Below are 11,729 nucleotides of genomic sequence, written 5' to 3'. Positions count from 1 at the left end.
CAAATTAGGGGCGGTTTAATCGCGGCGCGAGGTTTGTAACCTAGTGGGCTAAGTAAAAACCGAGCAACAAAGAGTAAATCGCCCCTAGGCAGAACCCGAAGGGCAGTGCCTGTTTGGCATTGATGCTGCGTTATCGCCTATTTATGGGGAATAACCACACCACATAGGCTCTGCCTTGACTAAATACCAAACAGACTGATGCAAATTTAACCTTGAAAGGTCAACAGACCCTAACTATTAAATAAAAAGGAAAGTCACGTGGCATTTAGCGCAGACGAGTTAACAGAGCAGCTGATAAAACTAGAGTGTAGAAGTAATTTCAAAATAAAAAACATTGCTGAGTATATGCTAGCAAACTCTAAAGAAGCGTTTTACACCCATGCCGAAACGGGGAAAGGTAAAATTGTGATCCGTCCTGCATTTGAAGTGTTTAGTGATGACTTTACTGATATTGATGGGGTTGTGCGTACTCAAGGCTATTTTCATAGCAGTGAAATGACCCGTTTTCCCACTCGTATTTATAAAAGCGCACAGCCTATTCATTATGGTGTCGCTTTTAAAATTAACTCTGAACAAGCGGCAAAAGAGTTTATAGCTAAGCTAACGATGATTATTGGTGGTTAATAGAATGGTGCAGGGCTAAAGGCAAAAGGTGCAAGATAAAATCTTCAACCTTTAACCTTTATAACCCTTAATCTTTGTCTTTAATCACTAGCTCTAAAAGGGCTGCGCCTCTTAATCTCTTTGTGAATAAACTTTTTAAGATTTTATACACAAAGAGAAGACAATGAGAAAACATCAGCCATTAGCCCGAGTTTGAGGTTTTCGGCCCGTTACCCGTCGCCCGCAGCCCGCCATCCTTTGAACTTTAACTTATTTACTATTCAAAAAGCTATTTACTGATTTGAGTTCACGGTTTTTAAGTGCAATACAGTCATTAGTACTTTCTGCAAGCTTACTTAATGTGCGCGCATAGCCAGGTACGTCATCAAGTTTAGCGTCAAAGAACGTTTGCGTTGTCGCTAAACTTTCAGCATCACAGCTAGCAGTAGTAAAGTAAGGTAAGTTAGGTACAAAAAATGGTGGCAAACTTGCTGTTACTTTATCGTAGTTGCTATATATCCAATCAATAAAGAGTGCTTGACGTTCATCGGTGTAACTTTGCCCCGATAAAATAGTACGCATATCAGAAGCGGTTACTTCATCGGTTAAGCTATATGCAAGCACTGCTTTTTGGAGTTCAGGTTTACCAAAATAACCCATTGCTGCCAACATATTGGTACGAACTTGTGGATCTTTAGTGGTTTTAAAGGTTGCCATAAACTGATCAAGCAGCGCTTTATCACCATGAAAAGCCGCAAGACGTAAGTAAGTACCCGCTAAATAAGGGTCTACATTTTGTGGATCTTTTAAGTAAACAGCTGTTTGCTGCTTAGCTTTATTGATCACATTTTTATCTTCACCATCAAAACCTAAACGCGACACTACCGCAGCTCGCAGTTGAGCAACAGCGCCATCTTCCCCCATTTTTGCTTCTAGGCCATATTTTTTAGCGGCAGGCATGACTGCATTTTGAATAAATGTAGGCCATAAATCTTTGTTGCTATCGTCTTTAAAGGTACGTTGCTGAGATGCTAAATAACCTAAAGCAGTGTTAGCTACGCGTGGATGACTATCACTGGCAAATACTTCAAGCGTTTGCATCAGCTTAGCCGCAGAAATTACACCTGCGTCAAGTAAGGCGTCAGTAGCTGATAACAATGCAAGGCGCTCGCGGTCGTTTAATACGCTTGCTGCATTATCAATTAGTGCGTTAAATTGCGCATCGTCCATGACCCAGCGGTAGTAACCTAGCGCACCTTGGTCTGGATATATCCACTCTGGCTCAAAATCTAACTCTAGCGTTTGGTTTTGTTTATTAAGTAATACACTGGCAGTTTTTACTTTATCGCCTTTACCGTACTTAATGGCAACGGGTACATTCCAAAGTTGGGCTGGAGCATTAACACCGTCATTAGCAAAACGGCTTTGCGAAATAGTGATAGTTTTACCTTGCTGATCAACCTTGATTAAAGGAAATGACGATTGTTCAATAAATGATTTTAAAACACTCGCCACATCTTTATTTGAAGCCTTACCGAGTGCTTCCCATAAATCGGCGGCTTCGGCATTTTTATATGAGAACTCTTTTAAGTAATTTTGAATACCAGCTTGAAATGCATCTTCACCAATCCAATTTTCAACCATCGCCAGTACTGAGCTGCCTTTGCTGTATGCAAGGCCTAAACCGTCCATAATATCGGCTTCAGTTTTAATTGGTTTACGAATTGGCTTAGTGCTTAAGCGAGCATCTAACGCCATTACATTGTTTTGTGGTAAATCTAGGTGTGATTCAAACTCAGGGTTAAGTTGCTTAGTAATTTTTGCTGCCATCCAGCTAGCAAACGCTTCGTTTAACCATAAGTCGTTCCACCACTTCATAGTCACTAAGTTACCGTACCATTGGTGAGCTAATTCATGGGCAATAATAGAGACATTACGTTGCTTTTTACTACGCGTTGCAGCTTCTAAATCAACCAGAAGAATATCTTCGCGGTAAGTCACTAAACCTGAGTTTTCCATTGCCCCAAACGGAAACTCTGGAACAGCCACTGAATCTAACTTTTTATATACGTAAGGAATACCAAAGTACTCTTCAAGTGCACCCAGTACTTTAGGCATATTCTCTTTTGCATACTGTGCTAAATGAATTTTACCCTGTGGAGTAATTACACGGCCAGGAATTGGCATACCCTTAATCTCTAGCTCTTCAAACGGGCCTACAGCCATAGCTACTAAGTATGATGGAATTGGTGGCGTTTTATCAAAGTAATGGGTAGTCATATCGCCATTCACTGTCGTTTTTAACTCAGGTGTATTTGAATACACTTTTTGTGAAGTGGGGGCGGTAATAGTTAACTGAAATGGAATTTTATAGCTTGGTTCGTCAAATACAGGAAACGCTCGACGGGCATCGCTCATTTCAAATTGGGTGAAAAGATAAGGAACGCCTTGATCTAGGGTTTTATATAGCCCCACACTTTGGCGATTATATGGCGCTGAGAAATCAATTTTTAAAGTGTATTTACCCGGCTGAATTTGCTCTTCGCAGCTAAATTTAACTTTACCGGTTTTAAGCATTTCGCTGTTTAAGTCGCAGTTTTGCTCACCCAATAGTTGAACCATTTTGGTTGCGTAATCAACACCATTAAGTTCAATGTAGCGTGTTGGTTTAAGCACCTCCAAACTGATTTCAGTCATTCCTGTAAAAGTATCCTGACTTGGGTCGAGCGTTAAAGCGACTTTTTGTGAACTTGGCTTTGCGAGCTTTTCAATGACGAACTCATTAGCGTTAGCAGCATTTATCGCAAGCGCAACGCTCACGGTTAAGAGGCTTTTAAAAAACATAGTTATCCCTAGATTTTTGTTGTTAGAAGAGTGAGTACACTCCATCCTAACAGCTTTTTTTGCTAGAGTAAGCGAACAACAATAAGGAAAAGAGTAACAAAGTTTGTCAGTGGCTATCTCGTGCTAAAAACCGCTGCCAATGAATGTGGGAATTAATAACCCGGAGCTGTTGCAGCACCTTATTTAACAAGGCTATATCGTTAAAGTTATCATGGGGGTAATCATTAAAGCCCATTAAGTAATTGAAGCAGTCTTTAGAGCCTGCTTGCAGGGCATAAATACGAATTTGCTGTTCAAAATTAAGCCGCAAACTACTAATCGCGGTTTTCATTCCGAGTTGATCCACGGAAGGAATTGCACATTTTTGCAAATACCCCGCACGTTCGCCCTCGCCTGAAAACCAAATGCGTACTTTTTCACTGTAGCGTCCTGTTTTTGCTGGGAGGTCAAACAGTAAACGTGTGTGTTTTTGCGCTTTTGCGTAGGCTAAATAATCATTAAGTCCGGCCTTAATAAGGGCGTTATGTACAGGAATTAAACGGGGTTTAATTTTACCATGAGTATGAAAGCTAAAGCAGAGAATGCTATTTTTAACCACCAAGTCATCTAGGGTTAAATAGCCAATTTCATCACTGTAAGCGCCACTGTAGTACGCAATTAAAGGCAGCCAAAAGTGCCAGTGCTTAGCTTGTTCGCGGGCAAGCCGAGTATCACTATAAATATATCCGGTATAGAGCGTATGCAGCTCCATAGCTGAGAATGGACGACGACCAAGATGGGTTTTCAACGCAGTACCTTGACAGTTTTTATTATTTTATACCCCAACTAATCGTTGTTGTTAATTGGGGTAGTGCCAGCAAATAAACAGTTAAAACTTATTCACTTAAAGCGCGAGCTAAACCAACTGGTTCAATTTCTACGCACACTTGATCGTCATTCCAATTTAAACCAACCAGAGCATCATCCGATTTAAGGTCTTCAACCCAATCATCTAAAAATTCATCTAGATTGATTTCTACCGGACTGTAGTCTTTCCACTCTTCTTTACACTGCTCTTTTGCTGCGTCTTCTGATTCCCACAGTAAAAGTACATCGGTGTCGTCAAACTGATTTGATTCACATACAACAAAGCCACCATCTTGTGCACCCAGTGCCCAGATCTGCTCACTAACACGTACTTTTTCTACAAAGCTAACTAGTTGTGATTCAATTTCGATATCGCTCATGTGTTCACCTTTTAAAATTTGAGTCGAGGGTTGGTATTTTTAGCCGCTTGACGCTGACTAAACGCTTCATAAAACTTAACTAACTGCGGCTGCGCGCTAAAATCAGTGAGTTCACGAAAGCAGATCCAATCTAGCAAGCAGTATAAACTGATGTTGAGGCATTCACAGCTTTTAAATTCATCATCGTTTAAATGATCATTTAAATAGTCTAAAGTTTGCGCAATTCGCTCATTTTGCAGATTAAAAAATAGTTTATCAGCTTGCGTGTCAAACCCAGAACGCTGACATATCAATAACTCAACCAATGAATCGTTACAGGCGTTGATGCTAGTTAAAAAATGCTCTTGCGGCCAAGTTAGCGGGTTCTGCTGTGTTTTTTCAAGTAAGTAACGCAGTATATTGTTTGAGTCGCTTAAGTTAAGCGAGCCATCAATTAAGATAGGGATTTTAGCTGCCGGGTTGTGCGACATCATTAAAGAGCGGTCATCGCTTGAGAAAATGTCGAGATTTATAAACTCAAGCTCACAGTTATTTTGTTGTGCCCAAATTCTGACACGGCGAACATAAGGGGAAGAAATAGAGCCAAGTAATTGCATATTGGGGCTTTGCCAACTCCACATAAATAAAAAGCCGCTAATGCGGCTTTATTAATAAATCGATTTGCTTACTCTGAGCGGCTGGTTACTTCTAATAAATGGTAACCAAACTGTGTTTGAACAGGACCTTGTACTTGGTTAAGTGGCGCTGAAAAAACCACCTTATCAAACTCAGGAACCATCATACCAGGTCCGAACTCACCTAATGCGCCACCATCTTGACCTGAAGGGCAATTAGAGTGCAATTTAGCTAGCTCAGCAAAGTCTTCACCTTGCTCAATTTTATCTTTAAGGTCTAAACATTGTGCTTCACTGTCTACGAGTATGTGCCTTGCACTTGCTACTGCCATAAAATCTCCTATTTATAAGTTTAGTTTTTTATCTACTAAGCAACATCTTAGTAAGGTTAAACTGAAAACACAAAATTAAAATGCACTTTTGATGGCGCTTTCTAATTTTGCTGAATCGGGTTTGACGCGGCTATTAAAGCGAGTCACTGATTGACGATCTGCCGAAACCACGTATTTATAAAAATTCCAGTTAGGTGAACTAGTTTTTGCATTTAAGTGCTTGAAAATAGGGTTGGCATCGCTGCCACGCACTGCGCTGGTGGCTAACATAGGGAAAGTAACGCCGTAATTAACATAACAGACTTTAGCCGTATCTTTTTCGTCATTTTCTTCTTGAAAAAAATCGTCAGATGGAAAACCGAGCACCACTAAGCCTTGCTCTTTATATTTTTTGTATAGCGTTTCTAGCCCTTCAAACTGAGAAGTAAAGCCGCAATTGCTGGCAGTGTTAACAATCAACAGTGGCTTATTTTTAAATTCACATAGATTAAGCGTTTCGGTTGAACGAAGCTTTCTCAGTGACACATTTGTGAAGTCATCGCAGGTATCTGTCTTTGCTGAAGGGCTATTAGTGTCTGCTGCATTGGTGGTTACAGATACACAGCCGAGAGCCAGTGTTAATCCGAATATTAATTTTCTTATCATGCGGTTACCTTGAATGCGATTCGATGGGTGTTTATGTAACTTATCATACGCTACTATAGACAAAATTGATCAATTTTACTTATTTTCTATGACTATACGTTTAGCAAAACCTGATGATTTAACTGCTATTGTTGCCATTTACAATGAAACTATCCCTAGTCGAATGGTGACCGCCGATACCGAAGAAGTAACCGTTGCTGACAAACAACCTTGGTTTGATAGCCATACAGCTCAAAGACCTATTTTTGTTTACTGCGAAAATGACCAAGTACTAGCGTGGGTAAGTTATAAATCGTTTTATGGGCGCCCAGCTTACGATGGCACCGTTGAACTAAGCATCTACATTACATCAGCAGCCCAAGGAAAAGGGTTGGGTAAAAAGTTGATGCAATTTGCACAACAACAAGCACAAAAGCTCGATATTGAAGTGTTACTCGGGTTTATTTTTAGCCATAACGAACCAAGCATTAAATTATTTAAGCATTTTGATTTTGCAGTATGGGGAGAGTTGCCCAATGTTGCAAGGATGGATAACCAGCTGTACAGCCTGACTATTTTTGGTAAGCATTTAATGTAATCCCATAACCATAGGCAAGCAAAAATTACATTTATGTAGACGATTATGCCAAACCAAAAATTCTATACTATGCTGAAAAGGTGTTTAATTAATTCTTAAAAGTGTACATAAATGGCGCAAAAAATACTAATTATTGATAGCAGTAGCATGATTGCTATGCGCTTAAAAGTACTGCTTGAGCTAATTGGTTGTGAAGTTGAATTAGTTCATTATTCTATGTTTGATCAAAGCAGCAACATAGATGCGTACGATATGCTTGCCTTTTCACAAGGGACACCAACAAATCTAGTTGCTTCGTTGGTAAAACAAGCGACCCGACAATCATTTTTACTTTTGGCTCCCAAGGCTGAAAGTGGTGAATTGCTTGATGCATTTGGTAAATTAAACGAGCTTGTTCCAGATGCCACTATTATTTATCCATTTTTTTCTAATAAAGAAATCACTTCATTTATTGAAGATCTATTAGAAATAGGACCTGATCATATTTTTAAACTGCCTACAATTTTGTTAGTTGATCATGTTAGTGAGCGTTTAGAAATGCTAAAAAGTAGTTTAGTGGGTGCACATATAGAGGTATACACAGCTACGAATCATGATGAGGCACTTAATATTGCTAAACTCAGAATGATTGATATTTTAATTAGTGATTTTAGTTTAAAAGAAGGGCTTGGCTTAGATATATTTACCAGCCTTAAGCAGATACAGCCGCATAGCCGCTGCTTATTATTAACCTCGCGTCCTGCTCAGGTTTCTATGATTGAAGCAATTCGCCAAGGTGTTGAAGACGTTTTAATTAAGCCACTCGATGACAACGTTTTATTACAAGCAGTACATAAGTTGTGGCAAACCGAATTGCTAAAACGTCATAACGCAGAGCTAGTTGAAAGGCTACAAGATACAGTCGATGTACTTATTGAAAAAGACAGTTTGCTGCAAGTAATTTTTAAAAATACTCCCGACCCAATCTTACTTTTTGAACGTAAAGGCAAAATAGTAGAGGCTAACGACGCGTGCTTAAAGCTGTTTAATTTACCGTTTAAAAAGCTCATTGCTCACTCGTTATTTCACTTTTTAGATGACGATTCAGTAAAGGCAATAAAAGATAAAATATCGACTTTAAACAGTAATCGGCAATTTAGTTGCGACTTACACCTAGTCAATAAAGATGGCAGTAAAATTCCACTTGTCGGCTCATTTAATGAAATTGATCATCATGGTGAGATAGCATTAGCGGTTATTTTTAAAAACGTAACCCATTTAAAACAAAAAGAAGATTTATTACTTGAGGCCAAAGACCTTCTAGAAGAGCAGGTTAGAGCGCGGACTTCGCAACTTGAGCATGCGAAAAACATTGCTGAAGCAGCTAATTTAAGCAAATCAGAGTTTTTGGCGAATATGTCACATGAGCTAAGAACCCCTATGCATTCTATACTAAGTTTTTCACGCTTTGGTATCGGTAAGCTTCAAGATGATGATTTTAGTAAAGATAAACTTTTAAAATACTTAACCCGAATTGAATCAAGTGGACAAAGGCTGCTTTCTTTACTTAACAATTTACTCGATTTGTCGAAATTAGATGTAGGTAAATTCCCATTTAACCCGCGAGCATGCGATTTAACGACTATTGTTAAAACAAGTATTGATGATGTGTCCGGAATTGCCATAGAAAAAGATATTAAGATTGCATTTAAATCAGATAACCCACCAGTTGTAGCGCAATGCGATGAAGAGCAAATTAATCAGGTACTTAGAAACGTATTGAGTAATGCATTAAAATTTAGCGAAGAACATAGCACTATCGAAGTTGCATTGGAAACAGACAGTGGGTGTGCAAATATTGAAGTAATAGATAGCGGAATAGGCATACCAGAAGACGAGCTTGAAACTGTTTTTCAAAAATTTGTGCAAAGTAGCAAAACAAATAGTGGCGCAGGGGGGACAGGATTAGGACTTACGCTGTGCCGTGAATTTGTTTCTTTACATCAAGGAACTATAAAAGCCTGTAATAACGAACTTGGTGGGGCAACCATTAGCATTCAGGTTCCTTTGGAAATAAACCTCGATGAATATTTAGCCGATGAGCAATTAGTGAAAAATAGTAGCTAATAACCGAATTGTTTTAATGAACACGATTTATATGGACGAAAAATTATGGCTTTAACTAAAATTCTTGCAGTCGACGATGAACCATTTAACCTCGAAATAATAGAAGAAATCCTAGAGGAATTAGATTTTGAACTTAAGCTGGCTTCGAGTGGCCCGGAATGCTTGAGCATGGTTGAAGAGTATATGCCGCAGGTTATCTTACTTGATGTAAGCATGCCAAAAATGAATGGTTACGAAGTATGTAAAGAGCTCAAAGCCAACCCTAAAACACAAGATATTATAGTGATGTTTGTATCGGCAAGGGGGACCGTTGAGGAACGTATGGAAGGTTATTCAGTAGGTGCTGAAGACTATATTGTAAAACCGTTTGGGCACGATGAGCTTAAGCAAAAGCTGAATAAGTTAAATCAAGTATTAATAGAAAAACAACAGCTTGAAAAGCAAGTAAAAGAAGCAACCTCAACCGCTTTTAATGCTATGGCAAATAGCAGTGAAATGGGTCAGATAGTTAACTATATTGAAAATATCGGTTTTATCAACGATGTAGAGGAGTTAGGTAAGGCATTAGTGGAGTGCTTACAGACATTTGGTCTACAAAGTAATATTGAATTTAGATGTAACGACACCAAATCGCACTTTGCTTTAAACGGTGTGTGTTCGCCGATTGTGATTGAGTTATTTGAAATGCTTAAAAACAAAGGTAGGTTACATGAGTTTTCTCATCGTATTTTGGTTAATTACGAGTTTGTCAGTTTATTGATTTTGAATATGCCAGAACAAGATGAGCAGAAGCATGGGCGTATACGTGATCATATTTGTTTTATTGTAAGTGTAACCGAACAGCAATTGCGCGCTATTACTACTAAGAAAATGTTGGTTTCGCAGCAAGAGCGATTAAACAAAGTGGCGAGTACTGTTCACAGTAAATTTCATAGTTTAATTGGATTGCTTAACGACAGCCGGATAAATAACGAAAAAGTATTTAAACAACTTCAAGAGGAGTTAGAAGAGCGGATCCCAACCATGGGACTCGATGAAGACCAGGAAGTGTTTATTTACAAAAAGGTCGACGAAACGATTCAAAATTCGGTGGCACGCCAAGAATCTGTTGATCAGGTTAAAAAAGCGTTCGCAGAGATAGAGCAAGATCTCGCTTTATTGTTGAAAGGCTAAAGGTGCGGGCTACGGGCTGCGAGACGCGGGGTAAATTCCTTACTACGATTGGACAAATTAACTTGTAGCAGCGACTTTATGTCGCGTCTTTTAAAGGTTAAAAACGAAAGGTATGAGTAACAGGTTAACTAAGAGCTGTACTTTAATAGTAGCTTCTTATTTACTCCTCATTCTCTTCTCTGTGTTAAATTAGATGTTAGTAAATTATGCGCAAAGAGAGCTAATAGTTCACAGAGAAAGTGATTACATAAAAAGGTAAAAGGCTTATGCGTCTCTGGGTAAGCCTTTTTCAACAATACGAATTAACCGTGCCGTTTTACGCAACTTTTGTCTTTGTTTATCGTGTTGCTGGGCGAGTGCCCAATTTATATGTTCACCCACCAAGTCACTTACCGCTTGGCGCTTATCTTCGAGTGCAGCAATAATTGCCGGGCTAAAATCTGCGTTTCCTAAGCCAACGGCTATATTTCGTAGCCAACGTTCATGGCCGATGCGGCGGATTGGACTGCCCTCGGTATTTTTTAAAAAGGTAGTTTCATCCCAAGCAAATAACTCGAGTAAATCTTTGTTTTTTAATTGTGTACGAGGATGAAAGTCAGCCTCATCAGTAATTTTTCCGTAGCGGTTCCATGGGCATACCAATTGGCAATCGTCACAGCCATAAATGCGATTTCCCATTAATGTTCTGTATTGCTCAGGAATAGCACCTTGATGCTCTATAGTTAAATACGAAATGCACTTACGCGCATCAACCACATAAGGTTCTACAATAGCACCAGTGGGGCATAGTGTTATGCAGGCAACGCATTTGCCGCAGCCCTCAAAAGTGTTTTCGTTATCAATTGGTAAAGGTAAGTCGACAAAAAGCTCACCTAAAAAGAACCAAGAACCCGCCTCTTTATTTATTAATAAAGAATGCTTTCCGCGCCAGCCTAATCCCGCTTTTTCAGCGAGTTGACGTTCAAGTACAGGGGCTGAATCAACAAAAGGCCTAAAGCTATAGTCACCCACATGTTGTTCAATTTTTTTACCTAACTGTTTGATTCGGTTGCGCATCAACTTATGATAGTCACGGCCAAGGGCATATCGGCTGATATAGGCTTTTTCGGTATTTTTAAGGTTTTTGGCAAAGCCTGAATCAGGTGGGAGGTAATTCATTTTAACTGAAATAACCCGCTGTGTTCCGGGTACTAGCTCATTAGGGCGAGCACGCTTCATACCATGCGCTGCCATATAATCCATTGAGCCATGAAAACCCGCATCAAGCCATCGCTGCAGCTGTGCTTCATGTTTAGTTAAATCAATGTCAGTAATACCCACTTCACTAAAGCCAAGTTCTTGACCCCATAGCTTTATTTGCTGGGCTAGCTGTTCATAATTTAGATTGACGTCGCTCACATGCTTCACACAGTTATATTATAAGCCGCGTAATTTAGCATAATCGCGGCTTGGGTAAAACTAGGGTCTGTTGACCTTTGCGGATTGAAATTTGTTAAAACTAGGGGCGATTTAATCGCGGCGCGAGGTTTGTAACCTAGTGGGCTAAGTAAAAACCGAGCAACAAAGAGTTAATTGCCCCTAGGCAGAACCCTTCGGGCAGCGCCTGTGT

General features: G+C 39.5%; 11 protein-coding genes. 4 read left to right on the top strand and 7 right to left on the bottom strand.

Features of this window, described 5'->3' with window-relative positions:
- Positions 1-258: 258 nt before the first annotated feature.
- Positions 259-624: a hypothetical protein gene (locus CWB77_RS15575; RefSeq protein ID WP_008114788.1), complete on the top strand. Its 366-nt coding sequence runs from the start codon at positions 259-261 to the stop codon at positions 622-624.
- Positions 625-873: 249 nt separating this feature from the next.
- Here CWB77_RS15575 and CWB77_RS15570 read toward each other — a convergent pair whose 3' ends face one another.
- The 6 genes from CWB77_RS15570 to CWB77_RS15545 all read right to left on the bottom strand — a co-directional run bounded on the left by CWB77_RS15570 (position 874) and on the right by CWB77_RS15545 (position 6,264).
- Positions 874-3,447, bottom strand: a complete 2,574-nt coding sequence (locus tag CWB77_RS15570; protein WP_138623522.1) for a M1 family metallopeptidase — start codon at positions 3,445-3,447, stop codon at positions 874-876.
- Positions 3,448-3,553: 106 nt separating this feature from the next.
- Entirely contained in the window at positions 3,554-4,234 is a 681-nt protein-coding gene (locus CWB77_RS15565) for a site-specific integrase (RefSeq protein WP_138623520.1), read from the bottom strand.
- Positions 4,235-4,322: 88 nt separating this feature from the next.
- On the bottom strand, positions 4,323-4,673 hold the full coding sequence (locus CWB77_RS15560; RefSeq protein ID WP_008114782.1) for a DUF2750 domain-containing protein: 351 nt from the start codon (positions 4,671-4,673) through the stop codon (positions 4,323-4,325).
- An 11-nt stretch (positions 4,674-4,684) separates the two neighbouring features.
- Positions 4,685-5,269, bottom strand: coding sequence for a glutathione S-transferase family protein (locus CWB77_RS15555; protein ID WP_008114780.1), 585 nt, complete (start codon positions 5,267-5,269; stop codon positions 4,685-4,687).
- 68 nt (positions 5,270-5,337) lie between these two features.
- On the bottom strand, positions 5,338-5,619 hold the full coding sequence (locus CWB77_RS15550; protein ID WP_008114778.1) for a peptidylprolyl isomerase: 282 nt from the start codon (positions 5,617-5,619) through the stop codon (positions 5,338-5,340).
- A gap of 75 nt (positions 5,620-5,694) precedes the next feature.
- Entirely contained in the window at positions 5,695-6,264 is a 570-nt protein-coding gene (locus CWB77_RS15545; protein WP_010390729.1) for a glutathione peroxidase, read from the bottom strand.
- Positions 6,265-6,352: 88 nt separating this feature from the next.
- Here CWB77_RS15545 and CWB77_RS15540 point away from each other — a divergent pair, with 88 nt between their 5' ends.
- From CWB77_RS15540 to CWB77_RS15530, 3 genes are all read left to right on the top strand, one after another.
- Positions 6,353-6,841, top strand: a complete 489-nt coding sequence (locus CWB77_RS15540) for a GNAT family N-acetyltransferase (RefSeq protein WP_041709196.1) — start codon at positions 6,353-6,355, stop codon at positions 6,839-6,841.
- Positions 6,842-6,952: 111 nt separating this feature from the next.
- The gene (locus CWB77_RS15535; RefSeq protein ID WP_138623518.1) at positions 6,953-8,947 is read left to right on the top strand and encodes a sensor histidine kinase; all 1,995 of its coding nucleotides are present in this window, start codon (positions 6,953-6,955) and stop codon (positions 8,945-8,947) included.
- Positions 8,948-8,992: 45 nt separating this feature from the next.
- Positions 8,993-10,120 (top strand): response regulator, encoded by a 1,128-nt coding sequence (locus CWB77_RS15530; protein ID WP_010390732.1) that lies wholly within the window; start codon positions 8,993-8,995, stop codon positions 10,118-10,120.
- Positions 10,121-10,384: 264 nt separating this feature from the next.
- On the opposite strand, the gene queG is transcribed toward CWB77_RS15530, so the two are convergent.
- Positions 10,385-11,518, bottom strand: a complete 1,134-nt coding sequence (gene queG, locus CWB77_RS15525) for a tRNA epoxyqueuosine(34) reductase QueG (protein WP_054202384.1) — start codon at positions 11,516-11,518, stop codon at positions 10,385-10,387.
- Between the last annotated feature and the right edge of the window lie 211 nt (positions 11,519-11,729).

The organism is Pseudoalteromonas sp. S1610 (genome assembly GCF_005887465.1).
Lineage (GTDB): Bacteria > Pseudomonadota > Gammaproteobacteria > Enterobacterales > Alteromonadaceae > Pseudoalteromonas > Pseudoalteromonas undina.
Note: the sequence above shows the minus strand (reverse complement) of the source record. Positions and strands in the feature narration are given on the sequence as shown.